The sequence below is a fragment of the Bacillus sp. WMMC1349 genome (genome assembly GCF_013155385.1).
In the GTDB taxonomy this organism is placed as follows: domain Bacteria; phylum Bacillota; class Bacilli; order Bacillales; family Bacillaceae; genus Bacillus.
In genome coordinates this window covers 1150406-1177153 of the sequence record NZ_JABJUQ010000007.1, presented here as the reverse complement: position 1 = coordinate 1177153, position 26748 = coordinate 1150406, and the positions used below count along the sequence as shown (strand labels likewise).

29 protein-coding genes, 1 pseudogene and 1 riboswitch are annotated in these 26748 nt (G+C 39.0%); of the genes and pseudogenes, 10 read left to right on the top strand and 20 right to left on the bottom strand.

What is annotated here, in order from left to right:
• The 5 genes from thiS to HOO54_RS08260 form a co-directional block, all read right to left on the bottom strand.
• Complete coding sequence (gene thiS / locus HOO54_RS08280; RefSeq protein ID WP_172294184.1) at positions 1-204, bottom strand: sulfur carrier protein ThiS; 204 nt, start codon at positions 202-204, stop codon at positions 1-3.
• Positions 201-1307, bottom strand: a complete 1107-nt coding sequence (thiO, locus tag HOO54_RS08275; RefSeq protein WP_172294182.1) for a glycine oxidase ThiO — start codon at positions 1305-1307, stop codon at positions 201-203. The genes thiS and thiO overlap by 4 nt, the downstream gene beginning before the upstream one ends.
• The gene (gene tenI, locus HOO54_RS08270; RefSeq protein ID WP_172294180.1) at positions 1291-1908 is read right to left on the bottom strand and encodes a thiazole tautomerase TenI; all 618 of its coding nucleotides are present in this window, start codon (positions 1906-1908) and stop codon (positions 1291-1293) included. Before tenI ends, thiO begins: the two co-directional genes overlap by 17 nt.
• A complete protein-coding gene (gene tenA / locus HOO54_RS08265) occupies positions 1883-2584 on the bottom strand; it encodes a thiaminase II (protein ID WP_172294178.1) in 702 nt (233 codons plus the stop codon). Before tenA ends, tenI begins: the two co-directional genes overlap by 26 nt.
• 82 nt (positions 2585-2666) lie before the next feature.
• Positions 2667-2775: riboswitch (TPP riboswitch) on the bottom strand.
• A gap of 58 nt (positions 2776-2833) precedes the next feature.
• Positions 2834-4678: a monovalent cation:proton antiporter family protein gene (locus HOO54_RS08260; protein WP_172294176.1), complete on the bottom strand. Its 1845-nt coding sequence runs from the start codon at positions 4676-4678 to the stop codon at positions 2834-2836.
• A gap of 211 nt (positions 4679-4889) precedes the next feature.
• Here HOO54_RS08260 and prpE point away from each other — a divergent pair, with 211 nt between their 5' ends.
• Positions 4890-5633 carry a bis(5'-nucleosyl)-tetraphosphatase PrpE gene (prpE, locus tag HOO54_RS08255; RefSeq protein ID WP_172294174.1) on the top strand — a complete coding sequence of 248 codons (744 nt, stop codon included), beginning with the start codon at positions 4890-4892 and terminating at the stop codon, positions 5631-5633.
• A gap of 134 nt (positions 5634-5767) precedes the next feature.
• Here the strand turns inward: prpE and HOO54_RS08250 are convergent, their stop codons facing one another.
• The 5 genes from HOO54_RS08250 to HOO54_RS08230 form a co-directional block, all read right to left on the bottom strand.
• Positions 5768-6139 carry an iron chaperone gene (locus HOO54_RS08250; protein WP_172294172.1) on the bottom strand — a complete coding sequence of 124 codons (372 nt, stop codon included), beginning with the start codon at positions 6137-6139 and terminating at the stop codon, positions 5768-5770.
• Positions 6140-6638: 499 nt separating this feature from the next.
• Positions 6639-7499 carry an RluA family pseudouridine synthase gene (locus tag HOO54_RS08245; RefSeq protein ID WP_216664857.1) on the bottom strand — a complete coding sequence of 287 codons (861 nt, stop codon included), beginning with the start codon at positions 7497-7499 and terminating at the stop codon, positions 6639-6641.
• Between the two features lie 36 nt (positions 7500-7535).
• Positions 7536-8336, bottom strand: a complete 801-nt coding sequence (locus tag HOO54_RS08240; protein WP_172294168.1) for an NAD kinase — start codon at positions 8334-8336, stop codon at positions 7536-7538.
• 15 nt (positions 8337-8351) lie between these two features.
• Entirely contained in the window at positions 8352-8987 is a 636-nt protein-coding gene (yjbM, locus tag HOO54_RS08235) for a GTP diphosphokinase (protein WP_172294166.1), read from the bottom strand.
• A gap of 31 nt (positions 8988-9018) precedes the next feature.
• The gene (locus HOO54_RS08230; protein ID WP_172294164.1) at positions 9019-9384 is read right to left on the bottom strand and encodes a UPF0738 family protein; all 366 of its coding nucleotides are present in this window, start codon (positions 9382-9384) and stop codon (positions 9019-9021) included.
• A gap of 131 nt (positions 9385-9515) precedes the next feature.
• On the opposite strand from HOO54_RS08230, the gene HOO54_RS08225 reads away from it, so the two are divergent.
• The 5 genes from HOO54_RS08225 (at position 9516) to HOO54_RS08205 (ending at position 12784) form a co-directional block, all read left to right on the top strand.
• The gene (locus HOO54_RS08225) at positions 9516-10088 is read left to right on the top strand and encodes a CYTH domain-containing protein (RefSeq protein ID WP_172294162.1); all 573 of its coding nucleotides are present in this window, start codon (positions 9516-9518) and stop codon (positions 10086-10088) included.
• 12 nt (positions 10089-10100) lie between these two features.
• The gene (locus HOO54_RS08220) at positions 10101-10748 is read left to right on the top strand and encodes a lytic transglycosylase domain-containing protein (protein ID WP_172294160.1); all 648 of its coding nucleotides are present in this window, start codon (positions 10101-10103) and stop codon (positions 10746-10748) included.
• A gap of 262 nt (positions 10749-11010) precedes the next feature.
• On the top strand, positions 11011-11409 hold the full coding sequence (locus tag HOO54_RS08215) for a globin domain-containing protein (RefSeq protein ID WP_172294158.1): 399 nt from the start codon (positions 11011-11013) through the stop codon (positions 11407-11409).
• Positions 11406-12278 (top strand): ClpXP adapter SpxH family protein, encoded by an 873-nt coding sequence (locus tag HOO54_RS08210; RefSeq protein WP_172294156.1) that lies wholly within the window; start codon positions 11406-11408, stop codon positions 12276-12278. Before HOO54_RS08215 ends, HOO54_RS08210 begins: the two co-directional genes overlap by 4 nt.
• 338 nt (positions 12279-12616) lie before the next feature.
• Positions 12617-12784, top strand: a complete 168-nt coding sequence (locus tag HOO54_RS08205; RefSeq protein WP_172294154.1) for a hypothetical protein — start codon at positions 12617-12619, stop codon at positions 12782-12784.
• Here the strand turns inward: HOO54_RS08205 and pepF are convergent, their stop codons facing one another.
• The 4 genes and pseudogenes from pepF to HOO54_RS25140 form a co-directional block, all read right to left on the bottom strand.
• A complete protein-coding gene (gene pepF, locus HOO54_RS08200; protein WP_301539300.1) occupies positions 12785-14614 on the bottom strand; it encodes an oligoendopeptidase F in 1830 nt (609 codons plus the stop codon).
• A gap of 215 nt (positions 14615-14829) precedes the next feature.
• The gene (locus tag HOO54_RS08195) at positions 14830-15987 is read right to left on the bottom strand and encodes a competence protein CoiA family protein (RefSeq protein ID WP_216664734.1); all 1158 of its coding nucleotides are present in this window, start codon (positions 15985-15987) and stop codon (positions 14830-14832) included.
• Positions 15988-16264: 277 nt separating this feature from the next.
• Positions 16265-16900, bottom strand: coding sequence for an adaptor protein MecA (gene mecA, locus HOO54_RS08190; RefSeq protein ID WP_172294150.1), 636 nt, complete (start codon positions 16898-16900; stop codon positions 16265-16267).
• Positions 16882-16986 (bottom strand): annotated as a pseudogene (locus HOO54_RS25140) (adaptor protein MecA); the annotation flags it as partial. The gene mecA and the pseudogene HOO54_RS25140, both read right to left, overlap by 19 nt.
• A 149-nt stretch (positions 16987-17135) precedes the next feature.
• On the opposite strand from HOO54_RS25140, the gene HOO54_RS08185 reads away from it, so the two are divergent.
• Positions 17136-17798 carry a TerC family protein gene (locus HOO54_RS08185; RefSeq protein WP_172294148.1) on the top strand — a complete coding sequence of 221 codons (663 nt, stop codon included), beginning with the start codon at positions 17136-17138 and terminating at the stop codon, positions 17796-17798.
• A gap of 77 nt (positions 17799-17875) precedes the next feature.
• Here HOO54_RS08185 and spxA read toward each other — a convergent pair whose 3' ends face one another.
• From spxA to HOO54_RS08160, 5 genes are all read right to left on the bottom strand, one after another.
• Positions 17876-18271: a transcriptional regulator SpxA gene (gene spxA / locus HOO54_RS08180; RefSeq protein WP_172294146.1), complete on the bottom strand. Its 396-nt coding sequence runs from the start codon at positions 18269-18271 to the stop codon at positions 17876-17878.
• A gap of 135 nt (positions 18272-18406) precedes the next feature.
• On the bottom strand, positions 18407-18985 hold the full coding sequence (locus tag HOO54_RS08175) for a GNAT family N-acetyltransferase (RefSeq protein ID WP_172294144.1): 579 nt from the start codon (positions 18983-18985) through the stop codon (positions 18407-18409).
• Between the two features lie 1172 nt (positions 18986-20157).
• Positions 20158-20895 carry an ABC transporter permease gene (locus HOO54_RS08170; protein ID WP_172294142.1) on the bottom strand — a complete coding sequence of 246 codons (738 nt, stop codon included), beginning with the start codon at positions 20893-20895 and terminating at the stop codon, positions 20158-20160.
• Between the two features lie 11 nt (positions 20896-20906).
• Positions 20907-21665, bottom strand: coding sequence for an ABC transporter permease (locus HOO54_RS08165; protein WP_172294140.1), 759 nt, complete (start codon positions 21663-21665; stop codon positions 20907-20909).
• Positions 21662-22576 carry an ABC transporter ATP-binding protein gene (locus tag HOO54_RS08160; protein ID WP_172294138.1) on the bottom strand — a complete coding sequence of 305 codons (915 nt, stop codon included), beginning with the start codon at positions 22574-22576 and terminating at the stop codon, positions 21662-21664. Before HOO54_RS08160 ends, HOO54_RS08165 begins: the two co-directional genes overlap by 4 nt.
• A 344-nt stretch (positions 22577-22920) precedes the next feature.
• On the opposite strand from HOO54_RS08160, the gene HOO54_RS08155 reads away from it, so the two are divergent.
• The 3 genes from HOO54_RS08155 to HOO54_RS24205 are packed head-to-tail and all read left to right on the top strand — an operon-like array spanning position 22921 to position 25044.
• Positions 22921-23643: a response regulator transcription factor gene (locus tag HOO54_RS08155; RefSeq protein WP_172294136.1), complete on the top strand. Its 723-nt coding sequence runs from the start codon at positions 22921-22923 to the stop codon at positions 23641-23643.
• Positions 23640-24392 (top strand): hypothetical protein, encoded by a 753-nt coding sequence (locus HOO54_RS24210; protein WP_253907641.1) that lies wholly within the window; start codon positions 23640-23642, stop codon positions 24390-24392. Before HOO54_RS08155 ends, HOO54_RS24210 begins: the two co-directional genes overlap by 4 nt.
• Positions 24373-25044 carry a sensor histidine kinase gene (locus HOO54_RS24205; protein WP_253907640.1) on the top strand — a complete coding sequence of 224 codons (672 nt, stop codon included), beginning with the start codon at positions 24373-24375 and terminating at the stop codon, positions 25042-25044. The genes HOO54_RS24210 and HOO54_RS24205 overlap by 20 nt, the downstream gene beginning before the upstream one ends.
• Before the next feature lie 779 nt (positions 25045-25823).
• Here HOO54_RS24205 and HOO54_RS08145 read toward each other — a convergent pair.
• Positions 25824-26747, bottom strand: coding sequence for an ABC transporter ATP-binding protein (locus HOO54_RS08145; protein WP_172294134.1), 924 nt, complete (start codon positions 26745-26747; stop codon positions 25824-25826).
• Position 26748 lies beyond the last annotated feature (1 nt).

The following is a 26748-nucleotide window of genomic DNA, read 5'->3' as shown; positions in this document are numbered from 1 at the left end:
TTATCCCCCTCCAACAAAATGTACAATTTCAATGACATCATCATCTTCAAATTCAACCTTATGATACTGTTCTTTCGCAACAATTTGTTTGTTCCTTTCAACAACAACCACCCGGTTGTCCAACTGATAAAAGACGAGTAAATCAGATATTGTTCTCCCGTCATTTTGCCATTCGATTTTCCGACCATTTAGTTGAATGTTCACTCAATCACAACCTCCGTTCGCTCTAGTTTAAACGCTTCTAGCCATGCCGGTTTAACCGGTTCTCCAATGATCAGATCCCTAATCATTTCGCCAGTAGCTGGCGCTAACAAAATCCCGTTTCTGAAATGCCCTGCGGCAAATAAAATTCGGTTGTTTTGAGGATGGCAGCCAATATAAGGATTTCCATCCACTGTTGCCGGCCTTAGTCCTGCCCAACACCGATCGATTTTCAGCTTATCAATATCAGGAAGCATTGTTTTCGCTTTTTCGATCATTGCTTTAATCCCCCCCAGCTCTGGCCGCTCATCCCAATTCCTTGGTTTCATTGTTGCACCGACAATCAGCTTGCCGTTATGACGCGGGACTATGTAACAATGATCATGATAGAGCGTTCTTTTTAAAGGAATCCGATCATTCCAAACGGATAGACACTCACCTTTTACAGGATAAAAACTCTTATTGATCCCTAGTTGTTTTAAAAAAGGACCACTCCATACACCACATGCAATCACAATATGTTCTGCTTCCACTGTGCCTAGAGCAGTTTGAATTTGAACACCTGAATCTGTATCAATTGCGATGACAGGAGTGTATTCGAAGATGTCAGCACCAAACAGTCTGGCTCCTTTAGCGAACGCTTTGCAGACAGCAATGGGCTCCACATGAACATCATCTGCAATAAAATTTGCGCCGATGATATCTTTTGTTACATCAGGCTCCATATCAACAACTTGCTCAGCTGTTAGCCATTCAGCAGAATCCAAAGCGGCCATTCGCATCAGACGTTCTCGATCGCTTTCTGTAAAGGCGATCTTCAGAATTCCTCCATCATGTCGTCTAATATCAATCCCGCTATTGTTTTTTAATTCAATTGTCAGTTGTTGATAAACTTGTTGACTTGCTCTAGCAAATTGAAAAAACGTTCCGGGCTTATCACATTCAGCATGGGCACCAAGCATTCCTGCAGCAGCATGTGTTGCTTTTTTTCCAACTTCCCCACTTTCAAAAACAGCCGTTTTCTTTCCCGTTTTTGCAAGATGATAAGCAATTGACGTACCAATAATTCCTCCTCCGACAACAATCACTTCATAGTGTTTCTTCATAAGGAACTCCGTTCAGATGACAAGCAAGACATTCAACTGCTTCTAGAGGATCATCTTTAGAAAAAATGGCTGACATCACTGCAATCCCCTCTGGGTTGACCACTTGCACTTCGGGGATTCGTTTGTCTGTAATTCCACCAATTGCCACCACAGGAATATCAACAGCTTGCTTCACTTGAGCCAAACAATCTGTTCCCCTTCCTGCCTGCCCCTTTTTGCTGTCAGTTGCAAAAATATGTCCAAACATCACATAATCGGCACCTTCTTTTTCTGCCTGAACAGCTTCTGAAATGGAATGTACAGACTTTCCAATTTTCAAATGAGGAAAATGATTTCTCACGGTTTTGACAGAAAAACTATGAGCGGGAAGCTGCACTTGATGGATATGATGAAATAAGGCAATATCTACCCTGTCATTGATGATCAGTTTTCGTTTATCAACCCCATAATCAAGCAAATGTTCGATTAATCGTGAAATATCGTTTACGTTTTTTGATCTTTCACGAATATGAATGAAATCTACTGCATCTTTAATAGTCATGATTTTGGTTGCAAGTTCTGCCCATGAATGACGGTTATCTGTGATTGCATGTAGTTGCAAATGGTTTCACCCCGTTTTTTGACCAGCCTTCTTTTTCATATGCCATGTTCCAAAACTTATATTCGTAATAACTTGAAATCACAAAGTTTTCTTTCATCTTCAGCCGAGTTTCAGCGCTATTTTTTTCAGCTAGTTGATCAAAGCGATCAACCTGTTCAGTCACGAGTTTTTTAAACCAATCTCCTCCATATGTAGCAATCCATTCTTGATAGATTTCGTTTTTCGGCTTACATGGTTTCAATGTTTCACCGACTTCATAGTAAAGCCAGTAACAAGGAAGCAAAGCGGCAAGAATTTCTGGAAAACTGCCGCTTAAAACAGAACGGTACATATGGGATGTGTAAGCATAGGCTGTTGGTGATGGCTGAAACATGTTCTTTTGATCTTCTGTTATACCCAATAACTTGACAAATTTTCTATGTAGTGACAGCTCAGATTCATAAGTCCCTTTTGCATGTTCTGCCATTCGGCTTGTAACATATAAATCATCCGCATTTGCCGCAGCAAACGTTTGAATCTTGGCAAAGTGGGTTAAATAATAGGAATCTTGTAGAACATAGTATTGAAAGCGATCAAGCGCTAACGTACCATCTCCTATTCCCTTAATAAATGGATGATCAAAACTGCCTTCCCACCATTTTGCAGCACTTTTTCGACACTCTTCTGAAAATTTCATGTCAAGACTCTCCCTTCAGTTGATTAAAAATGAAAAAACCACTCCCCATAGGAAAGTGGTTTGGAATTCGCAAAATGAATCGGCAAATACCTTGCCACTTCCCTACGCAGGTTTGAACCTGTTCAGGTTATGAGGGTCTAAAAGTCACACTTTTATCTCAGCCCTTATGAAGGACTCCCCTAGTGGAAAACATTTCTTTTTATTTAGCTATACTTTTATCTTAACACGAATGACAAAATGGTCAAGCTATCAGTCTTCAAGGATTTTTTTCAATTCTGCAATATATTCACGGGAACCGGTGGCGATCAAACGGTCGCCCACTTGCAACATCGTATCACCGTGAGGAACAATGCTGTCAATGCCCCGAAAAATCCGGACAAAGATCACATCTCCTGTAAAAGGGAATTCTCTTAACAACACACGATCAAATCGTTCATTGTTAATGTTGATTTCAAACAATGACGTATCCTGATGTGTTAGCAATTTCATCACACCAGGTGCTTCAATCAAAGCACGCAGCAATGTTTTCGTTGACAACATAATCGAAAATACTTCGATTCCGTTCTCTTTTAATTCCGCCTCAGCTTTTGGTGTATCAGCGCGGGCGATGATTCTTTTTACCTTCTGATTTTGTCCGAAAAGCGCAATGCCGATGTTCCGTTCTTCATTTCCTGTCGCTACAACTAGGATATCTGTATCAAAGACGGCAAAAGATTGAAGGGTGTCATATTCATAGTCAGGTAAAATTTCGACATCAAAAACAGAATCGTTCATCATTTCTTCTTTGTTTTCTTGATACATATGCAGAACCCTAACATTGTATTCTTGCGGTGAAAGCTCAAGTGTAACAGGCAGTGTCATTTGATTAGCACCGATAAAGGTGACTGTTTTCTGTTCAATTTCATGTTCTGTTTTTGGCATCCATTTTTTAAAAACAACAGGTGTAATAATACATGTGATGACAGCAACTAAAATAAGCGCTCCTGACATTTGGGCATCGATTATGCCTATCCGTTCGCCGATCGTTGTTGCAGCGATAACGAGAGACAGCGTTGAAGTCAGCAGAAAACCTGAAGCCAGCACTTTTTTGAAATCATACCATTTGTATAAAACCAGCGCTGGAACCGTTTTACTCAACAACAGTGCAATAAAGAGAAGCGGGATCATCACTAAAATTTTCGGATTTTCAAACAATGACCAAATATCCAATTTGACGCCTGTCATCACAAAAAAGATCGGAATTAAAAAACCATAACCAAATGAATCGAGCTGTTGTACGAGTTCTTTATTGGGAGAAAGCAGAGACACAAGTACTCCAGCTAAAAAGGCGCCTAAAATATTTTCAGCTCCTAATGATTCTGACAAGGCCACCAAAACGATAATTAAGGTAAAAATGGCTCTTGTGCCGATTTGAATCGTTCCCTTTGACAACACCTCAACAAATGAACGATGTTTAAATACTCTGCCAAACAAATACAGGACCACACCGGCTGCAAACAAAATGATCAAAAGCCACATATTGTTACTTTCATCACTATAAATTGATGCGAACACAGCTAATAAGATCATCGTTACTAAATCAGCGATCACAGCCACAAGCAAAATAATTTGACCAATATTTGTTTTCATCAGCCGTTCTTCCTTCAGCGTCGGAACGACAACACCAAGTGAAATGGTCGAAATAATCAGTGTCATTAAAAAAGCATTATCAATAAATCCGGCCCAAACGAAACCGTATGAAAGAGCAAGTGATAAAATAAAAATGCCTGTAAATACAATCAGCGCTGTTTTGAATGTATGAGGCGCTGTCTTTCCATTTTGAAGAGTCTGCTTTTTCTTCCCTTTTTCAAATGCAGAAAAATCAATTTCTAAACCACTTAAAAACATTAAAAAGATAAAGCCAAGCATCGATAATGTCTCCAACCATGTATCATGGACAGTGACAAGGTTTAAACCGCTTTTACCGATAAAAAGACCCATGATGATCTCTGCTACAACCACAGGAATGCCAAGTTTTAACCGATGTAGCAAGATTGGGGTTAAAAATGCAATAATAAGTACAACGACTAATGATGAAACAGATGCATGCTCCATTTATTGGTACCTCCTAAAACCTTATCGTTCCCTAAATCAAAGCAAAAGGTTCGTATTTTTCACAACTTATAAAGAACGATTTTAACAATGCTGAGCAAGAAAAAAAAGTGATATGCTTGATTTTCTATCTGGAAAAAAACAGCGTTCATCAATTCATCATGCTTAGACCATGATAAACATAGAACATTCAATGGAATAGTTGGAGGTAAATATGAATTATGATGTGATTGGCGATGTTCACGGCTGTTACGATGAAATGATCACATTAATTAACAAACTCGGATACTCTCTCCAATCTAGTTTACCTGTTCATCCCGAAAACAGAACACTTGTCTTTCTTGGAGATTTAACTGACAGAGGACCGAAATCACTCGATGTTGTTCAATTTGTCGCACATGCAGTTGAAAAAGGTGTGGTGCGCTATGTCCCGGGCAACCACTGCAATAAGCTATATCGCTTTTTTAAAGGTAATCCAGTCAAACTGATGCATGGTATTGAAACGACAGCAGCTGAATACAAGCAACTCCCACTTAAAGAACAAGCGTATATTAGAGAGCTTTTCATTCGTCTCTATGAACGTGCACCACTTTATGATATTTTGCACGACGGTCAGCTCGTTGTTGCTCATGCCGGTATTAAAGCTGAAGACATTGGCAAAAAACCGAGCGGAAAGGTAAAACAATTTGTACTATACGGTGATATAACAGGGGAAACGCTGCCTGACGGACGACCTGTTAGACGGGATTGGGCTATCGATTACGGTGGCAACCCATGGGTCGTTTATGGCCATACCCCAGTCAAAACACCGCGAATGATTCATCATACGATTAATATTGATACAGGCTGTGTGTTTGGCAACCGCTTAACAGCCTTCAGATTCCCCGAGTTAATTACTGAATCTGTTCCTTCATCATTACCATTTGATGAATCAAGATTTCGCTCTTATGAGGAATAAATGAAAAGGGGGCTGTCCAATAAGTCGATTTTTGACTATTGGACGCCCTTTTCACATTTAACAAACACTGATATGTCAGCAATCTTGCCATAAGTTTTAACTATTTTACTCTTTTCCTGCAGTTCCCTCTCCTGCTATTTCCGCCAAAATGTTGAACAGTCCGCCTTATCCGAAATATTATACTCGATCATTTTCTTAAGTAGTGAGAAATCAACCGGACGATCCCATGGGAAACGTAGCAACTGCTGGCTATGTTCATAGCCAGCCTGGACAATTTCAACAGAAAAATGGATAATCCCTTCCTTTTCAGGGGCAACAGCTAAATGATGTTTAGCTGTGCTAAAGCCGATAATATATGTGCCATGATCGGTAAACATAGGCTGATTCCACTTCATGACCGGCATTAAAGTGGGGAATTCCTTTGTAACCCAAGCTAACACTTCATTTGTTCGTGACCGATGTTGCGGGTTATCAATACTCTCTAAATATGCTGTAAAAACTTCCATATTGTTCCCTCCTCAAACCATTCGTGGACAGAACCTCTAAGCCGCTTGCCCATGTATTAACAAGCAACAACACGATCTGTTACATCTTTAGTTATCACTATACTTGATGTGATGACAATTCCCCAGCCAAAAGTTCCTTTATCACGATCTAATATAGACTAGTTTAATCCACCACACATCATTTAACAACAATTTCCCACAATCCCAATTATTTCTGTATATACACATCTTTGCCCTGTTACCCCTTTTCAGCTATTGCGCCCGCCGTTTAAAGAAATATCGTAACAAGAGTAAACGTCATATTTAGTAAATCATTCTTTGAAGATCGAACCATAAAAGTAACGTTAACCACCACCCTAGGGCTTTTATTCAACTTGTATTCAATTCGATGAATGATACTGAAAAAGAAATATTTGATTGAAAAAATTTAAAAAGCCAAATTCCCTTTAGTAAGAAATTTGGCTTTAGCCTTCACACTCCACCTACATCCATCAACTAACTATCCTTCTAATAATTGCTGAATATCTTGCGGGGGTGGGGCTTCAAATGTCAGTTCTTCTCTGGTGAATGGATGTATAAAGGTTAGTTTTTCACTATGAAGTGCCTGTCTGTTAATCAAAGTACGACTGCCTCCGTATAATGTATCGCCACAAAGCGGGTGTCCGATATGACTCATGTGAACACGAATCTGATGAGTTCTTCCTGTTTCCAAATGAAGTGAAACATCAGTCAAATCTCCAATCCGATTGTTCACCTTAAAATGAGTCACTGCTTTTTGACCTTCTGAAATGACTGCACGTTCAATAATACTATCCGTTTTTCTACCGATCGGAGCATCGATCGTTCCCTGTTCTACTCTGATCAGTCCTTGAACAATCGCACGGTATTCCCGTTTGACTTGTCCATCTTTTTGAAAATTTGACAAAAGTGAATGGGAAAAACGATGTTTAGCAACTAACATCACCCCTGAAGTATCACGATCAAGCCGGCTTACTAAATGAACTGTCGCCTGATAGCCATTTTGTCTGTAATAATGAATAAGCCCATTTGCAAGACTTCCCGATGGATGTTCTCTTGATGGAATGGATGAGAGGTATGGTTGCTTATTCAAGACGAGAACATGATCATCTTCAAATAAAATGTCGAGTGGGATCATTTCTGGACGCAATGATTTGCTTACCTTTTCAAGCGGAAAGCGAATCACAAGCTCGTCCCCTTTTTGAAGAACATATCTGACCGTCACATGTTTTCCGTTGATGAAAAGGTCGCCGCCTCCAAACTTGATGTCCACAAGTAGTCGCTTGGAAATTCCTAAATGCCGGAGATAGTCCTTCAGCAAAACGCCATGCTCTTTACCCATTATCGTTTGTTTCACAAAAAAGTCACACACAACAAATTATTCTCCCTTGCCAATAAAAGAATCTTGCACCCTCTTCCAAAAAGGAAATGGACGAAAGCGTGCAAATCTGACATTCTCGCTTGCTACACGGCATTGTATTGATTTAACATCTTTATAAAGTAATGTTAAGTGATCAATTGAAACTTGAAAATTCACATCATTAATGGGTTTGATGACACATGTATGATGTTCAGGCAAAATTAAAGGAGAGCCGACAGTCCGAAAGACGCGGTTATTGATGGATGCCATTTCAGCCAATTGAATCGCCCTAATTGACGGATGGATAATGGCACCGCCCAGCGCTTTATTGTAAGCGGTGCTTCCTGAAGGTGTCGATAGGCAAAGACCGTCTCCCCGGAATGTTTCAAATAGTTCCCCTTTTATTTCAACATTTGTCACAAGTGTGCCTTCAATGCTTTTAATTGTGCACTCATTTAGTGCCAAATACCTTGCTTCTTTTCCCCCGTCATTGTAGCGGACAATCACTTCTAATACGGGGTATTCGACGACTTGAAATGGCGTTTTGGCGATTGCAATGACCAGCTTTTCAATCTCATCTGGAACCCAGTCAGCATAAAAACCAAGGTGACCTGTATGAACACCGACAAACGCTGTTTTATCAAGGCGGTCACTATATTTATGAAACGCGTGTAAAAGTGTTCCATCACCTCCGACAGAGATGATGATATCCGGTTCTTGTTCATCGTTCTCAAGACCAAAATCAAGCAAATATGTTTCAATTCGGTTTTTCAACGCATCTGACACCGTATTCCCTTTCGACGATACCGCAAATTTCATTTTCCCATCTCACCCCTAGCCATCATCCTCATTCTTTTTCTTTCTTGAGAAAGCCACTTGCGCTTCTTGAATTTCACCTCTGATCTCAGACATTTCTTTATCGAGATTTGAAGCAGCTTCCGAAGCTCTCTGAAGCCGCAGTTTCACTTTTTCTGGAATATTGCCGCTGTACTTATAATTTAAAGAATGCTCAATCGTTGCCCAAAAATTCATCGCCAGTGTTCGAATTTGGATTTCCACCAAAATCTGTTTTTCTCCATGGATGGTCTGGAGTGGATATAATATGACAAGGTGGTAGGAACGATAACCGCTCTCTTTATGTTCATTGATGTAATCACGCTTATCGACGACTGCAAAGTCTTTTCGTGCTAACAGCATCTCCACGACACCGTGGATGTCCTCAAAAAACTGGCACATCATTCTAAGACCGGCGATATCCTGCATACTTTCAATATTATGTAATGGAATATTTTTTCGTTTTGCTTTCTCTAGAATACTCGGCACAGGCTTAACCCGACCCGTTACAAATTCAATCGGTGAATGCTCTTCTTCATATTCATAAAGGGCTCTGATCCCTTTTAATTTAACTTTCAATTCTTCTACAGCTTGCCGATAGGGTGCTAAAAAATACTCCCATTGTTTTTCATCCATAAACTTTCCCCCAATGTGATCACGTTTTTTTCTAGAGGAATATCTGTTTAACTCTCTCTTCCATTTCTTCGCCATAATTTGCATTATCTTTAATGTTTTCTAGCAAATACTCAAGCTCTTCATGGAACCCGCTAAGCTCCACTTCCTGTTTTCCCATCTTAAGAAACACAGGAACCCCTGCAACAAATGCCTGTTTTATCTTAGGCCAAAGTATTTCATTCAACATCACATATTGGAATGATTCTTCTTGCTCAAGTATGTATACAAATGCAAAATGATCAGAATCTACCAGCATCCGACTGGTTGGTTTCCGATCTTGACCATCTTGGATTTGACTGATCAAAACGAGTCGGTCATGTTGCAGATTTGCCTCTAAAATTTCAATTCTGTTTTGCATAGTGATCCCCTTTACATAAAAGATACAAGTTTATTTTAGCATATCATGTTCCATATTGATAAACGTTCCATCTCAAGAGATAATAAGAAAAATGTATTTTTTAGTTAATGAAAGGATGACAAAATTAAAAAATGAGCCAAGAACTTGAGATAGAATTTAAAAATATGCTGACAAAAGAAGAGTTTGAACAAATAAAAACTTTTTATCAATTCACTTCCTCACAGTTTTTTTCACAGAGGAACTATTATTATGATACGCCTCACTTTTCTCTCAAAGAAAAAGCTGCGGCATTAAGAATTCGCCAAAAACAAGATGGACATGTGCTGACACTAAAAGAACCAGCTTCAGTCGGGCTAATGGAAACACACCAACAATTGCCATCCTCAATTCATTATGAGAAGTTTAATATTCCAAAAGGGCCTGTATATGATCGGCTCGTTTGTCTAGGTATTGAGCCGGAGCATTTACAATATTTCGGTATGCTCATGACAGAACGCGCAGAAAAAAATTTGCCTGAGGGCTTAATTGTTTTAGATCATAGCCGATACTTAATGGTAGAGGACTATGAAATTGAATTTGAAGTCACAGACTATCATCAGGGAAAAGCTGATTTCCAAAAGCTTCTTAAATCTTTTGGAATCCCTGCACGTCCTACAAAAAATAAAATCGTTCGTTTTTATGAGCAAAACTCTCAAAATCAATAAGGTGGGAAAATAATGAACGTTAAATATATGGCCGCCCTTATGGAACTTCAAGCATTACGGTCGTTTTATCAGACACCAGGTAGTGATACAAAAGAGACAGGCTTTGATTTCAGCGCCGTTTTAAATCAATATTTAAGCAATGTCGGCGGTTTGCAGCAGACATCTGGATCCGTTTACCCTGAGATGATGACGGGTACGCAAACTCTCAATACTGCTACACCATCTCTCACATCTGTTTCTCCTTCATTTCAGAACCATCCGGTCTCATTTGCAGGAGAGGGTAACGGAGATATTAATGAAATTATTAAAAAGGCTGCTGCGAAATATGATGTTGATGAAAAACTGATCCATGCTGTGATTAAACAGGAATCCGGTTATCGCCAGAAAGCGACAAGCCCAGCCGGAGCAATGGGACTCATGCAGCTCATGCCTTCAACAGCAAGATCGCTTGGTGTTAACAATGCTTTTGACCCTGTTCAGAATATTGAAGGGGGAACAAAATATTTAAAACAAATGCTCGATAAGTTCGGTGGAAATGTTTCGCTTGCATTAGCGGCTTATAATGCCGGACCAGGAAATGTCAAGAAGCATGGAGGCATCCCTCCATTTAGAGAAACACAAAATTATGTAAGAAAAGTCACAGCAAATTATTTTGCATAACCAGAAAGTACCTCGCTTTCTGGTTTTTTCTTTTTCCTCTAAACATCCCCCAATTCAAAAACCAGACATTTTTCAAGCGTTTATGATATGATATTTGATACAAAACGATCTGCATAAAAGTCGGTTTATTTGTAGAAATCAAACGGTGTTGCTAAAATAAGTATATACAATTGTGAAACCATAAATGATGAAGAACATAAATATTTTTTTGCAATAGGAATCGGCACTTTTTCCTATTAGTATATTAAAAGGAGTAGTCAACATGGGACAATCGTTTAACGCACCTTATGAAGCGATTGGAGAAGAACTTCTATCGCAACTTGTTGATACTTTTTATGAACTTGTAGAACGGCATCCGCTTCTTTCTCCAATTTTTCCGGATGACCTGACAGATACAGCGCGTAAACAAAAACAGTTCCTAACCCAATATTTAGGCGGTCCACCACTTTACACAGAAGAACACGGACACCCAATGCTAAGAGCGCGGCATCTTCCATTTCCGATTACACCTGAACGTGCGGATGCATGGCTTTCGTGTATGAATGAGGCTATGAATCGAGTCGGTTTAGACGGTGAAATCAGGAGTTTTCTGTTCGAAAGATTGACCTTAACAGCTAGGCATATGGTAAACCAGCCAAAAATGGAGGATGGTTCACATTGACTCTTAAACAGCGTGACCAATTTTTCTCCCATTGCCACGGACATCCGCAGAAACCGATGGAAATTTATATGTTTGTCGATCCTTTATCTGCGGAATGCTGGGCTCTTGAGCCCGCAATAAAAAAATTAAAAATTCGTTATGGGCGATTTTTCACATTGCGGATGATAACTGCCTGCAGTCTCTCTGCATTGAATTTTCAAAAGCGCAAAAAACACCGTCTAAAATATCATTGGGGCAAGGCAAATCGTTGGTCGAACATCTCTTGTGATCAAACTAATCCCGCCCCATACCTAACCTCTCTAGCGCTTAAAGCCGCAGAATTGCAGGGGAGAACAGCCGGGGTCCAATTTTTAAGAAATTTGCAGGAGAGTTTGTTTCTTAACAAACAAGATATTACCGATGAGCAAGTGCTATTTCATATTGCAGAAAGAACACAGCTTGATTTAACTGAATTTAAAAAAGACCTTTATTCACAAAGTGCCGTTAAAGCTCTTCAATGCGATCTGAAAATCGCTGCCGAAATGGAGGTCACATCTGTTCCAACATTGACCTTTTTCAATAGTCTGCACGAAAAAGAAGGATTGAAAGTAACCGGACATTATTCTTATGATATATATGAAGAGGTACTTTTTGAGATGCTTGGTGACGAACCTAAACCATCCCAAACCCCTCCGCTTGAATTATTTGTTGAATACTTTCAATTCGTCGCTGATCAAGAAATCGCCGTCGTTTTTGATTGGACTCTTGAACAAGTCGAACGCGAAATGAAAAAGCTTGCTTTTGCTCAAAAGGTCAAAAAAATTAATGCTAAACATGGGTTATTTTGGCGCTACATAAACAGTGGTGCAGAAACAGAACAATCCATGTAAACATAAAACACGGGTTTTTTACCCGTGTTTATGTTTACTCCCGAAAGAACATATGTTCTTTTTTAGGTATAAAGAAACCGCGCCGGGATAAGCGCGGTTTCTAATATGTCTTAACGACAACAAAGGGGATGGGAGAAATTTTTCACGGTCAAACAAAGGGGTAAATGTTTGTTTGTGATCAATTTCACATCTTTATAATATCAAATCATGTCGACTTTTGACAACTAGTTTTATTAGTTTTCACAGTTTTGTCATAAAACATAACCAATTGCAAGTCATCATATAATGAAATATCAAGTCAAGCTTGTTATTTTTTATCAGACTATAGGAGGTTCATGATGCTGCATATTATGTTAGGGCTGATCACAACATTGGTTTTCTTCTGTTTAAATATTTTAGGGTTGATGAATATGCTCCCGCTTTATATCACATCTCCCCTTTTGTTTGTCTCACTTCTTTTTACAATTAACCGTTTTAATCAGCGAAAGTCATTTAAAGGGTTTTAATCACTGCTTATTTAATTTTTGAATAAGCTCTTCCATTTCATTCAGGCGTTTTTCAAATGTTTTGCATGCTGCTTCAATCGGCTCTGATGAGGTCATGTCGACTCCCGCTTTTTTCAGCACTTCAATCGGATAATCCGAACTTCCGGCTTTCAAAAATTTAAGATATCGTTCGACTGCTGGTTTTCCTTCATTCAAAATTTGTTGACTGAGAGCCTGGGCGGCACTATAGCCTGTTGCATATTGATAGACATAATAATTGTAATAAAAATGAGGGATTCTTGCCCACTCAAGGGCAATCTCCTGATCAACTTTCATTTGTTCACCAAAATATTTCTTATTTAGATCATAATAAATCTTACACAACAAGTCAGGAGTTAGCGGCTCTCCTTCTTGTGCCTTAACATGGATAGCATGCTCAAATTCAGCAAACATGGTCTGTCTGAAAACTGTTCCTTTAAACCCTTCAAGCATATGGTTCAAAATATAAAGACGCTGTTTCTCATCACTGAGCGTATTCAGCAAATAATGACCTAACAAAGCTTCATTTGTTGTTGAAGCAACTTCAGCGACAAAGATGCTGTAATCTCCATATGTGTATGGCTGATTTTTTCTTGTATAATAACTGTGCACAGAATGACCAAATTCATGAACAAGTGTAAACAGCTCATTTACGTTATTTTGCCAGTTCATCATAATATATGGATTTGTTCCATATGCTCCAGATGAGTATGCACCACTTCGTTTTCCTTTGTTCTCATAAACATCAACCCAACGGTTATTTAATCCTTCTTTTAAGATGGATGCATAATCTTCTCCTAAAGGAGCAAGACCTTTTAACATATAATCTTTCGCTTGATCGTATGACACTTTCATCCCCGAATCTTTAACAAGCGGAGTATACAAGTCATACATATGGACCTCGTCAAGTTCAAGTACTTTTTTCCTAAGTGCTACATAACGGTGAAGAAGTGGTAAATATTGATTGATCGTTTTGACAAGATGATCGTAAACTTCTTCAGGTATACTGTTGCGTGACAATGCTGCTTCTCTTGCAGACTGATAATGTCTCACTTTTGCATAAAAGTTATGTTTTTTGATAGCACCGCTTAATGTTGAAGCCAAAGTGTTTTTGTAGCGGTCATATGTACCGTACACCGCTTTAAATGCATTGCGGCGAATATCGCGATCAGCACTTTCTAAAAGGGGGATAAAGTTACTATGGGTAATTTGTTGTTTTTTTCCACTTTCATCGGTAATCTCCGGAAATTCAAGATCAGCGTTATTAAATAAGCTAAATGTCGTTGATGAGTTGCCTAGAACATCTGAAGCTTCAGCTAATAGACCTTCTTCTTTTTCACTTAATATATGCGGGCGTTCTTTAGTGATCTCTTCAAGAGCATGGGAGTAAAGTTTTAATTCCTCTTTTTCTAAAAGAAACTGCTGCAGTTTTTCTTCCTGAATTGTTAAAATTTCAGGTACCATATAAGCTGTTATACTCGCTGCCTGGCTATAAAGGTTTGCCGCTTTGTCATTCAGACCTTGATAAACTGAATTTCCTGTATCTTGGTCATAGCGCATATGTGAATAAGCATATAATTTGTCCAGCCTTTCCATAATCTTATCTTGCTGTGTCAAAGCCTCATATAAATCATCGGCTGAATGACTGAGCTTTCCTTTATATTCGGATAGTTTTGGCAGCAGATCTTTGACTGCTTGGAATTCCTTGTTCCAAGCGTCATCTGATGGAAAAATATCCTCAAGTCTCCAAGTGTCTGCTTCGTTCACCTCACTTCTTGCCGGCAATTTTTTTGTTTGATTTTCTTCTGTCAATTTCAATCCCCTCGCTTTCTTTACTCCAAGTCCATTGATGTTCAACAAACTTGTATTGTGTTTATCTTCTGTTTTTTGACCTCCTTTTGTCAAATCATATGCCGAAAAAATGACACTTGATGCCGCAAACAGAAAACAAAATAGATAGCTTTTCGCCTGATACAAAATACCGCCACCACCTTCCTTTCATTTAGAGTAAACGAAAGGCTTCATGATCATTCAGAAAAATAATAAGCATCCCTTTTTAAAAGAGCTGCTAAACACGAATCCTTGAAGTACGGTCGGTTAAGATCATAAACATCTTGCTTTTTGCTTAAAAAACCTTTTCTGCACAGGTAAAAAGCATATTCATTGACAGCATCTATCACTTTCTCCCGGTGATTCCACCTTAGTTTAAGCCGCCTTGTTCCAATCAGTTTATTCATATAGCGAACAGCAGAATCTAGGCGAAAAGGTGAATAATCTATCATATAAAGATAAAGATAGCCTTGCCAGACAAACACAGGGTGTGCAAAAATAGAACCTGAAGGAACGGGAATAAACACTTCTGAAGGGAAAAAAGGAAGCGAAATGTGAAGCTTTTGATAAAACAACTCCATCATTTGCTTTGTATCCTTTGTCAAAAAACGGTGGGATGTCGTCCGGAAATGATGGAGGTTTCTTTTCCAGCCACTAAGCTGAAGAGATGAACATTTTTTAGCTGAAGTCATGAAAGAAGCTGCTCTCGTCTGTTGAAGCGGAAGATAGGTGACCGATGCCGAGGATTTATTTTTCAAAAATGGGGTCAACTGTTCAAGTATGAGAAAAGCTTTTTGTTCTGGACAAAAAAACAAAAGTTTCGAATGTTTTTCCTTTCTCTTTACGAACTGCCAATGAAACTCTGAAAGCTGAAAAAAACTGTTAGCCAATCGTTTGAGTCGATTTCCACCGATGATCCAAATGGGATCAATCCCAAGTTCAACAAATCCGGTTGTCCGTTTTTGATAATCTGTCAATTTGAGAGTTGCACACTGAAATTCAATTGCGATGATCTTCATTCCACATTTCACTAATAAATCTGGTCTTTGCTTAATCTTCTTTATATATGGTTCAAGGACCGGTCTTAACCTTTGCTTTTTAAGCCATTGATAAAGAAGCTGTTTTCCCTGTAAATGATAAACACTTTCCCGATCATGGGACACAGGACAAGCTGCATCAGGTTTATGTGCAAAATGATAGATTCTTTTTTCACCGAGTTTTAATTTTACTTCATGGTGGCAGACCGGGCAGTAGAAAGAGTGGCTGTTTCGTAATCGCTTCAGTTCATTAGCTGTGTATCCATCTCCCAAACAAACCAGCTGCCCTTGTTTCATTATTGCGCACAACACATTCATCTCTCCTTTCTATTCTTTATGTATTCTGCATAAGAAAAAAGCTCTCCTTTCTTAATAAGAAAAAAGAGTTTTGAAAGTAGAAAAGCGGCGGAGATCTCCAACCCCTTAAAAACTTGCTACTGGGGATTAAACATGCCAGGATTTTTTTCGTTATGATTTATGCGCTGTCCCGCTATAATCGGTAACACATCTTTAATTTTCCCTGTTTTTGTTTCTCTTTCCAAGCAAAATTCATCCACATAAAAAACCTTTCCCGGTCATGAGAAAGGTTGATATATTATGCAAAGTGTTTTTTTATTGTATGAAGGGCATCATCTGCCGCAATTAGTGTTCCATACTCATTAAGCATGTGAATAGTCATTTTAGATTCTGAGGCATATTCAAGCAAGATGCTCAGTTGATTCTCAACATCTTCATCATGCTGTTCATCAAAATCAACGAATAAATAATAACGGTTTTCATGAGAATATAATGTAGTTTGGCAACCGCTGACAGACATTTTAGATAGTAAGATCAAGTCTTCAAAATCAGCAAATTTTAAAACGAACTGCAGCTTTTGTTCTTCCTCTTGTTCTTCATTTCTGAAGTCCTCTAAAAGAGCATCAAGCGTTTCCTCTGTGTCTTGCTTTTTATCTTCAGGGATCGGCAGTTCAAGCTTTTGCCCGTCTTTTGAAAGCTGGGCCCTTGTCACAATAATTTCCAAGCCTTTATCAAGAGCCTGCACTTGAATCCAAAGGGGGCCTTCAACGGCAAACTCTTCTTCTTCGTGCACTTCATCCATCACTTCCCAAAAGAGCTCTTCACTGCGTTCGCGATTGTACCAAATTTCTTCTCTGTCAAATCCGCGATCCTCTATATCACCATAAGAAATATAGAACTTAACCGTATGTTCATTTATTCTCTCAATTTCCATTTGCCAACCTTCCCTTCTTGTCGAGATGTTGAAGGGATAACTAAGCTCCCAGTTAATTGTACTTTACTACACTTTACCCAATACGTCTACTTCTTAATCTTTCCTGAAACTCCTTTAAAAATGTTTTATGAGCGGAAAGTCATAAAACATTTAAGAAATAGACTACCTTAACATAATCTTCGTCATCTTTCATATATATCATGAGTACAAGCAACAAAAAGTGAGGTGCCATGGGGTGGAACAAGATTTACTAATGCCTCTATTGATGATCATAGGGATCGATATGATTCTCGGTGGTGATAATGCCATCGTAATTGCAATGGCAAGCCGTAATTTACCTCCTGAGCAAAGACAAACAGCGATTATCACAGGTACATGCATAGCTATTTTAATGAGAATCATTTTAACCACAACGGCAGTTTATCTATTAACAGTTCCTTATCTGCAATTATTCGGCGGAATTTTCCTTCTTTATTTAGGATACCAACTTCTGATTGAAAAAAGGGATAGTCAGCATGTCAAAAGTGGGACATCTTTGTGGAAGGCGATTAAAATTATTGTCATTGCCGATTTATTTATGTCACTGGACAATGTCGTTGCAGTTGCCGGAGCATCACATGGCCGTATGTGGCTTGTTGTGTTCGGATTAATGATTTCGGTCCCCATTATTATTTGGGGAAGCAGGCTCATCCAAGTCGCCATGAGAAAGTTTCCATTACTTATATATATCGGCAGCGGTCTGCTTGCCTATACGGGTGGCGAAATGATCGTCAAAGAACAAGAGCTGTCTTACTTTATGACGAAACATAGTAGCTTTGAGATGGCACTCCCTGTTCTTACCGTTATTTTTGTGATTATATCCAGTATTTATTATGAACAATTGAGTAATAAATCATAAGTCATTTTTTGATAAGGGTTGTTTAGAAGCAAAAAAGAAGGCCGAATTTTCAGCCTTCTGCAGTTTCTTTAAGATGCTTAATTTGCAAGACGTTGCGCTTCCCTTAATTGGAATGTACGCACTTTACGAGGAAGGAATCGACGAATTTCGTCTTCATTGTACCCCACCTGTAATCGTTTCTCATCGATGAGAATCGGTCGTCGCAAAAGACCCGGATGTTCATTAATGAGCTGGTAAAGCTCTTGAAGAGGCATCGTTTCAAGGTTGACGTTCAGCTTTTGAAACACTTTAGAGCGTGTCGAAATAATTTCATCTGTTCCATCTTCTGTCATCCTTAAGATTTCTTTTATCTCCTCAATTGATAAAGGCTCTGAAAAAATATTTCTTTCTGTAAATGGAATATCGTGCTCTTCTAACCACGCGCGCGCCTTTCTACATGACGTGCAACTTGGTGATGTATATAATGTAACCATAATTCTTCACTCCTTGAAAAATAGAATGAAATAACTGTTTTTAAATTGAAATAAGTATAAAAAAGTAATCTTTATAGTGTATTATACTATAAAAAAGTAAGTATTAACAGAGGATATCGTCATTTTTTGAGTGATTTAGCTTAATTGATCAAAAATATTTTTCGTCTCTTTATCCTCAACAATTTCTAATACATCTTCGACATCTTCAAAAGGTTCGCCATACCACTTTTCATCTTTGTAAGTATGGATTTTTTTGTACGTCTCTTTCATAGCTTCATACACTTCTTCTTCTGTATTTGATTTGGGAGTCCAATACAAGATCTCCATTTTACTAACCTTACCGGTAGCCAATGATCTGCGCCGATAACCAATAGATTCAGCATGTTTAAAGTGTTCCTTTTGATAAAATTTCAGACGCTTCGCTGTGTCGATATCATCTTCATCAATGGGTTCAACTTCAAGTAGAATCGGTTTGTTTTTCTTTTTCAGTTTCTCAATTAGTTTCGTCCCGAGCCCTTGGCCTCTCGCATCTCTTGAAACAAATAAATAGTCGATAAAAATAAAAGAATCAAACTCGGCGTACATCAAAACATGGTGTCTACCTTCTTCTTTTTGATAAATATCATCTCGTTCTTTTAGTAACGCCTCCATATGTTCTTTTGATTTCATCTCTTCAACTGGGAAATATCCACTTAGTTTGTCATACCAGGCCATTCGTTTGCTCCTTCTCTGTTATTATGATGATTCACACTTTACATATACCCACTTCCATTTCAATTTAAACGACCGGAAGTGAGGAAAGAGCATGTTCCTAAAGCCGGTATCTATATACTAAGACGTATGTATGTTGCGAAGGTTTCATTTTTTTTCACTCTGCTAAACTTTGTTTTTGATCAATTGCTGTCAAACTTATGTCTGACATGCATAAATACAACTGATATTCTTAAACCGCGATTGGCAGAAACCGTTATCCCCATAAAAATCAAATCGCTAAAAAAGCAATTCATTGATTACAAGATCAAGTTAGTATTGGTAGGAAATGGAGCTGTCTAGTAAGTCGGTGAATTCCGAAATCTTATTGGCAATCGTATCATTAAAGAGATAGCTTTCTTGCAATACAGCCCCCATCTTTCCCCGCAGTTCAATAGATGTAAACCCGTTAATGTTGCATTCGGTCTGTACAACCCTTAAAACACGCATTGACAGCGTCTTACCGCTGCCTGACTTTCCAAGCAAAGCGATTTTGAGCCTGTTTTAACAGTTAAATTTTATGACTGGATGACTTCCATAAGAAAAGGACACATTCTCAAGCCGAATATGCTGTTCTGTTTCATTTCAACTTATCAGGCTTGAAAACATGCTTTGTATAAGCTAAGAAATAGCTGTTTTTAGAAAAAACAAGTATTTTTTCTTCCAATTCTCCTATTCAGCATAATGTGAAATAACTGCCGCACAGAAGGCATCATAACATGCACCCGCTTTAGTGCGAATAGTGACGCCTCATTCTTTCCGCCTGGATTATTGCGAGCGAATTTTAAAAAAAGCAAAAGGGAGGTGTGCGACAGATTTCTATAGCACAGCCTATTTCTCAGGCCTCATAGTGAATACAATTGTGTTAATATTTTGAAACTAAAAAGCTGTTTTCTAAAAAAAGCAGCTCGGAAAACAGCTTCTATTCAGACTGTTTACAGCAGACGATATCAACCCTATAACACCTATAGATGCCCGGTTCATTGCAAGCTATTTGGTCCTACATTGAAATCAGCTCCTTGAGAATTACACCACCTCCATATGCATTTTTGCAACAAAACAAGAATTTATCCTAAAAGAAGTTAAGTGAATTGATACCCTTAAGTTGTTGGGAAAAATCATCCTTTTTAATGACTTTAAACCATATCCCTCCGTGAAAAATGTCTTACTCCAAGTACCGTAAACAGGATAAACAAAACAATTAATATACTATAAAACAACGGATATGAATCAATTGGCGACTCATCAGGAGGAGACATCCCCAGCATAGGCAGGGTCCAAGGATAAACTTGCCCTAATGGCGTATTGGCAGCTAGTATGGCCGGCAGTGTGAATCCTATGCTGGTCGCGAGCGGTATACCGAATGTCTTATACCTGATGGAGATGATCAGCTGCAGCACGATAAGCGGAAGGCAGGCAATGGACCCTTGGATGACATATCCTAAAATTGCGAGAAACGGCAGACCACCTTTTAAACCATAAAGGAACCCGAATAGAATAAAAAGTATGAATAAGATGCCCATCGTCGCAGCAACCATCATCACAACCATAATACTTTTCGCAAAGAAAACCCGGGACCTTAAAACCGGCAGAGCCAACATTTGCTTCCACCCTCCGTCTACATGTTCTCCTCTGCACACAAATGCAGCATATATACCGACAAGAATCGGCAGCACAAAGGATCCCATAAAAACGGCAACCTGTGTCCAGGCTTCAACCCACTCGTTGTCACCAGGCTGCACAAATAGTTTATAGTTATTGCGAAAGTTAGTGTAAGGCAATAGGACGCTGATAAAAGAGGCCAATACATACAACACCCCTATTCTCGAACGCTTTAATTTCAACCTTTCAGCTGCTAATATATTTTTTAACATGATACACCCTCCTACAGCTCATCTCGCTTTTTAAAATGAAAGGCCCCAATGATCAAAAGCATCATTCCGACAAAAACATTAATGATGACAAAAGCCGATAGATCCGGATTGATCCCAAGACCCTCATATTGCAGGATGATGGTTGAAGACTGGCTCGGATAAGCGAGCGGAAACCACCGTGTCGTCATTCCGGCAGCTAAAAAGAGACCGACAATTGAACTGACCGTACCGATGAGAATCGCAAATGCCTGGTTTTTAAGTGTGATGGACAACCATAATTGAAAAGACATGATCGGCAAAGCCGTCAGCAGTATAACATAACTATCCCCAAATAAAAGCCCCCACGGTATCGGTCCTTCAAATCCCAAAGCCTTGCCCAGTACAACCATCCCTATCGCAAATATCGTTGCAGTTAAGAGCAGGCTGTTAAAAAGCCAAATATATTTGCTTAAGTAAATTCCCACTCTTGATACCGGCAGAGACTGCGTTTGCTTCCACGAGTTTGTCTGATGCTCTATATTTGCAATAATGGAGGCAATAATCGTTACGGCTAAAGGAAAACCAAGTCCAAACAGCATGCTGTTGTCAAAAAGCATATACTGCCACATAGAGGACGCCTTAAACATTTCAGCTTGCTTTTGGACATACTCTCCCCGGTAAGTTAAATTCAACAGCTCATAAGCCAGAACAACAAGGGGAACCAAGAAGACGACGATAAACAAAGAGGATCGCTTCAGTTTCAGGAGATCACCGCGCAGCACTTGTCTCATAAACTTCCCTCCGTACCTGTCAGTTCCAGAAATATATCCTCCAAAGACCGTTTTACTTCTTCCAGTCTGTAAACAGAGACTCCCGACTGTACCAGAATTCCGTTTATTTCGGAAACAAATTCTGGCGATGTTTCGCTGATCCACAAGTTTCCTTCGTGGAGTTTTGCATGCAGCCCCCTGTTTTGTATAATGGATTGGGCTTCATGAATATTATTCGTTCCAATCTTCAGGAGCGGTTTTTGTTTTTTCCTTAATGCTTCGATATTATCTTGAAAAATGAGCTTCCCGTTCATAATAATACCCACTTGTGTCGCCATCTGGTCAATCTCGCTTAATAAATGACTGGATACCAGCACGGTCATGCCGTATTGATCAGGCAACTCCTTTATCAACTCTCTGATTTCGTGAATACCTGCAGGGTCCAGTCCATTCGTCGGTTCATCCAGCACCAGGAGATCAGGCTTGCTCATTAAAGCAGTCGCAATCCCTAATCTTTGCTTCATTCCCAGCGAGTACTCTTTTGCTAATCGATCCGCCACTTTTGTCAGACGAACGATCTCAAGCACTTCCCCAATCCGTCCCTCTGGCAAATCACGAACCCTGCGAATCACCTCGAGATTTTCTCTTCCGGTTAAATTTCCGTAATAAGATGGCGATTCAACTAGAGAACCGATTCTCTGCAAGATTTGCAGACGGTTTTTGCGGATATCCTGGCCAAATAGCTGAATATTTCCATTTGTAGGCTTAATCAAGTCTAACAGCATTCTGATCGTTGTGGTTTTTCCGGCACCGTTCGGCCCTAAGAACCCGTATATTTGTCCTTTTTCTATTTTCAACTCCAACCCGCTGACCGATGTTTGTTTTCCGAATTTTTTTGTTAAATTTTTTGTTAACACGATATTTTGTTCCATTGTTCCTCACCTCACCTTCATCATAGACTCATTTGTATTAATGCGCCTTAAACTCTTCCTGAAGATTACCTAAACAAGCGAAACAGCTGCTCTGCTGGATCACAAGCCAATCAAAGGATGAAATTAGCAAATACACTTAAGAAGCCATTGTAGATGAATCGCCTCTATCAGCCAATATCCACTTAGTTTCTTCTAGCTCTGTAAATGGTTTTCGCGGACAAGCGCATCTATAAAAAAGTCATAATTTTAAGAAAACTGAACTTTCACTTAAATTTACCTGGTATAACTTTCTTTGCCTGCAATTTCATGTGAAAATGAAAGCGTCTATTAACGGAGGTTATAAAATGGATCATTCTTTTGGACAATACAAAGTGTTAATCGTTGATGATGACCAGCATATTTTAGATTTATTAAACGTGGTATTTGAAAATGAAGGGCTCTCTAATATCTTAAATGCCAACAATGGAGAAGAAGCACTCTACCTGTTAAAACAACAGGATCCTGATATTGTGCTGCTTGATGTGATGCTACCGGACACAGATGGATTCACTCTTTGCAATCAATTTCGTCAATTTACAAATATCCCCGTCCTCTTTCTTACAGCTAAAACCTCTGATTTGGCAAAACTGCAAGGCTTTAATTTTGGAGGAGATGATTACATTACCAAACCTTTTAACCCTCTTGAAGTCGTAGCCCGTGTTAAAGCTCAGTTAAAACGATATAAAGATGTTACACCTTCATCATCCAAACCGTCTCATGATTTTGGGAATTTTCAAATTGACAAAACATCGGGGAAGCTGGTTGTTGATGGAATAAGAATCGAGTGTCCAGCTCAGGAGTTTAAGCTTCTATTATATTTTTGCAACCACCCTAATCAAATCTTAAGCAAACAAAAGATTTACAGAGATGTTTGGGGAGAGTTTTATAACGGCGACAGTACAGTCATGGTGCATGTGCGCAGACTTAGAGAAAAAATTGAAAAAGACCCGAGTCGTCCACATTGGATTAAGACGGTCAGGGGACTAGGTTATATTTTTGAAGATCACCCAACTGGTGAAAAGCAGTGAAGTTAAAACAAAGGATTGCTTTTCACTTCATCTCTCGAATCATTCTCCTGACCGTCATATGTATTGCTTTATTTGTCATCAGCATGCTTTTATTTGCTTTTTTTCTAAATGATCAACAGACACATCACTCACCGCTTTCTTTATCAAACGTAGTTCATCAAACATCTATAAAAGACGGGAAAATTTTAGTTGAAGATAATACGATCAATCATTTGAAGAAATATAATATGTGGCTACAGATTCTTGATGAAGAGGGGAACGAACTTTATTCATCCAACAAGCCAGACTATATTCCTAGCCATTATATTCCTGGGGAGCTTGTTTCTGATTATGTTTATCCTGCTAAAAAAGGCTTCCATCTTTCAACATGGTTCGCTAAGAAAGATAGGCGCACATTGACATGGATCTTAGGTGAACCATTTAAAACCAACAATCCGTTTTTCTATTGGACGAACCAATTGTGGATCATTTTAATGATTGTAATAGGGATAATTGTTGCTCTTTACTTCGGCAAACAGCTTGGTGCACCTTTGCTTTATATCGTTTCATGGATCGAAAATCTTTCGAAGGGAAAATACGAAGAGCCAGTATTTTCTTCTTTCATTCCAAAGAAAAAGAAAAAACCTGGATATAAGCTGTATCAGGAGCTAATGAATGCAATGAGCATACTTACATTGATTCTTCAGAAAAACAAAAAGCAAAAAACTAGAAAGAACGCGGGAAGAGTGGATGACAGGTGTATCTCATGACTTAAAGACGCCATTATCAGTGATTAAAGGATACACCATTTTGTTATCATCTGAAAAACATGACTGGAACCAGGAAAAAGTACGAAACTTCGCAAACATTATGACCGGGCGGGTAGAATATATGGAAGAATTGATAGAAGATTTCAATCTAACTTTTCGCTTAAAAAATGATGCCCTTCCGATTCGAAAAAAAGAAAAAAACTTAGTTGGTTTGTTAAGAGAAACTTTATCCACATTGCAAAACTTGCCTGAATCAAAAGATAAACATTTTAAATTTCAGACGGACCGAGACACAATTGCTTTTTATATGGATGAAAAATACATGAAGCGTGCCTTGGAAAACCTGATCGCCAACAGTATTAAGCATAATCCTTCAGGGACAGAGGTAAAGGTCAGTATTCAGCAAAATGAATCTCTTTCTTTCACTATTTTAATAGAAGACAACGGAATCGGCATGGAAAAAGAAACATTGGACCATTTATTTGATCGCTATTACAGAGGAACGAATACCTCTTCAAACACTTCAGGAACCGGATTGGGCATGACGATTGCCAAACAGATCATTTATGCACACGAAGGTGATATTGAAATTTACAGTGAACCTGATCATGGTACTCAAATTAAAGTTATTTTTCCAACGAAGAGAGAATAAAGGGTGCACATCTAAGAAAGAAGGGGCGTCTAAAAAGTCCTTTATCAACATGATCGGGGGGAAATTGCGTGACTCCTGCGGAAACGCGAGACAGGTGAGACCCCACAGGAGCAAGGAACGAGCTCCGAGGAGGCTCGCGGAAAACGAGCAAATGCCCCAATTTTTATTCATCCACACTAATTTCAGGACACCTCCTTTCTCTTTTTGTTTACTTAGTAAAGGAGTTCAATAACATCTGTGTATGATAAAAGCGGGATGAGTAGGACAATCATAAGTGGCTAGTTCCGACAACATTTTAAGACAACCCGAAAGGATATGCGGGTAAGCCCCTGCTTCTTGATTCAATTCTATATCGATGGTAATCTACTCCGCTAATTCAATCACTTTTTTCCTAAAGATAACCTTGAATTAGATCTTTATACAAAGAGATGAACAACGGCATTTTTAAATAAATTTGATTGCTCTATTTGATGTTCACGTATCATTTTGATTTCAGCAACATTAAGCTACTCAAGTCTTAACCGTAAGCTCTCTTTCATTGAACATCACCCCTGTCCTCCTAAATCGCTTCTTTTTTTACTTTTGAAATATTGTGTCCGTCTGAACCGAGTGCCCTCGTATAATTTTGGTAGAGCTCTATTGTCAACTTCTTCAGACTTAGGGAAGTACGGAGACCACAACGAAGGCCCATTTTACGGTACGGAATCTTAGAAATTTGTTAAACGTAAAAAAGGCGTCCAAAAGCCCAAAACGACTTACTGGACAGCCCATAGAGACACTTATTTTGACTGATACTCTTTATACTCTTTTTCAGAACACATAACATAGTGTCCTGGCTTTATTTCGCGAAGTTCCATGCTTTCTCCATCTGTCAGTTGATGAACGGATGGGTCATACGTTTTTCGCACCCGGGTCCGTTCATGATCTGGATCAGGAAGAGGAATGGCAGAAAGCAATGATTGTGTATATGGATGAAGCGGATTTTCGTATAATTCATCAGCTGGTGCTAATTCGACAAGCTTGCCAAAATACATCACACCGATCCGATCACTAATATATTTTACCATTGATAGATCGTGTGCAATGAATAAATAGGTCAGTCCTCTTTCCTTTTGCAAATCCTTCATTAAATTAACAACTTGAGCTTGGATTGAGACATCAAGTGCTGAAATCGGTTCATCAGCAATAATGAATTCAGGTTTCACTGCAAGCGCTCTGGCAATTCCGATCCGTTGACGCTGTCCGCCGGAAAATTCGTGTGGGTAACGATTCGCATGCTCTTTATTTAAGCCGACTAATGTTAATAGTTCATGGACTCGCTCAAGTCTTTCTCTGTTCGAGTTTGCGAGGCCATGAATGTCAATTCCCTCAGCGATAATGTCTGTTACGGTCATGCGCGGGTTTAACGATGCATAGGGATCTTGAAAGATCATCTGCATTTTCCGATTAAACTCTAGTAAATGTTTGGCAGACTTCTTGCCGTGAACATTCTCTCCTTTAAATAACACCTCTCCTGATGTTGCTTGATAGAGTCGGATGATCGATCGCCCTGTTGTCGATTTTCCACAACCAGATTCTCCAACAAGACCTAATGTTTCGCCTTTATAAATGTCAAAGGAAATTCCATCAACAGCTTTGACGATTCCTTTTGGCGTTGAAAAATGCTGTTTTAAATTCTTAATTTCAAGCAGTTTTTCTGCCATA

Excerpts from the sequence above, each read along its gene's own strand:
- thiO (WP_172294182.1), bottom strand. The coding sequence starts at position 1,307 with ATGAAGAAACACTATGAAGTGATTGTTGTCGGAGGAGGAATTATTGGT.
- tenA (WP_172294178.1), bottom strand. The coding sequence starts at position 2,584 with ATGAAATTTTCAGAAGAGTGTCGAAAAAGTGCTGCAAAATGGTGGGAA.
- HOO54_RS08260 (WP_172294176.1), bottom strand. The coding sequence starts at position 4,678 with ATGGAGCATGCATCTGTTTCATCATTAGTCGTTGTACTTATTATTGCA.
- prpE (WP_172294174.1), top strand. The coding sequence starts at position 4,890 with ATGAATTATGATGTGATTGGCGATGTTCACGGCTGTTACGATGAAATG.
- HOO54_RS08250 (WP_172294172.1), bottom strand. The coding sequence starts at position 6,139 with ATGGAAGTTTTTACAGCATATTTAGAGAGTATTGATAACCCGCAACAT.
- HOO54_RS08245 (WP_216664857.1), bottom strand. The coding sequence starts at position 7,499 with ATGGGTAAAGAGCATGGCGTTTTGCTGAAGGACTATCTCCGGCATTTA.
- HOO54_RS08240 (WP_172294168.1), bottom strand. The coding sequence starts at position 8,336 with ATGAAATTTGCGGTATCGTCGAAAGGGAATACGGTGTCAGATGCGTTG.
- yjbM (WP_172294166.1), bottom strand. The coding sequence starts at position 8,987 with ATGGATGAAAAACAATGGGAGTATTTTTTAGCACCCTATCGGCAAGCT.
- HOO54_RS08230 (WP_172294164.1), bottom strand. The coding sequence starts at position 9,384 with ATGCAAAACAGAATTGAAATTTTAGAGGCAAATCTGCAACATGACCGA.
- HOO54_RS08225 (WP_172294162.1), top strand. The coding sequence starts at position 9,516 with ATGAGCCAAGAACTTGAGATAGAATTTAAAAATATGCTGACAAAAGAA.
- HOO54_RS08220 (WP_172294160.1), top strand. The coding sequence starts at position 10,101 with ATGAACGTTAAATATATGGCCGCCCTTATGGAACTTCAAGCATTACGG.
- HOO54_RS08215 (WP_172294158.1), top strand. The coding sequence starts at position 11,011 with ATGGGACAATCGTTTAACGCACCTTATGAAGCGATTGGAGAAGAACTT.
- HOO54_RS08205 (WP_172294154.1), top strand. The coding sequence starts at position 12,617 with ATGCTGCATATTATGTTAGGGCTGATCACAACATTGGTTTTCTTCTGT.
- HOO54_RS08195 (WP_216664734.1), bottom strand. The coding sequence starts at position 15,987 with ATGAATGTGTTGTGCGCAATAATGAAACAAGGGCAGCTGGTTTGTTTG.
- mecA (WP_172294150.1), bottom strand. The coding sequence starts at position 16,900 with ATGGAAATTGAGAGAATAAATGAACATACGGTTAAGTTCTATATTTCT.
- spxA (WP_172294146.1), bottom strand. The coding sequence starts at position 18,271 with ATGGTTACATTATATACATCACCAAGTTGCACGTCATGTAGAAAGGCG.
- HOO54_RS08175 (WP_172294144.1), bottom strand. The coding sequence starts at position 18,985 with ATGGCCTGGTATGACAAACTAAGTGGATATTTCCCAGTTGAAGAGATG.
- HOO54_RS08170 (WP_172294142.1), bottom strand. The coding sequence starts at position 20,895 with ATGTTAAAAAATATATTAGCAGCTGAAAGGTTGAAATTAAAGCGTTCG.
- HOO54_RS08165 (WP_172294140.1), bottom strand. The coding sequence starts at position 21,665 with ATGAGACAAGTGCTGCGCGGTGATCTCCTGAAACTGAAGCGATCCTCT.
- HOO54_RS08160 (WP_172294138.1), bottom strand. The coding sequence starts at position 22,576 with ATGGAACAAAATATCGTGTTAACAAAAAATTTAACAAAAAAATTCGGA.
- HOO54_RS08155 (WP_172294136.1), top strand. The coding sequence starts at position 22,921 with ATGGATCATTCTTTTGGACAATACAAAGTGTTAATCGTTGATGATGAC.
- HOO54_RS24205 (WP_253907640.1), top strand. The coding sequence starts at position 24,373 with ATGACAGGTGTATCTCATGACTTAAAGACGCCATTATCAGTGATTAAA.
- HOO54_RS08145 (WP_172294134.1), bottom strand. The coding sequence starts at position 26,747 with ATGGCAGAAAAACTGCTTGAAATTAAGAATTTAAAACAGCATTTTTCA.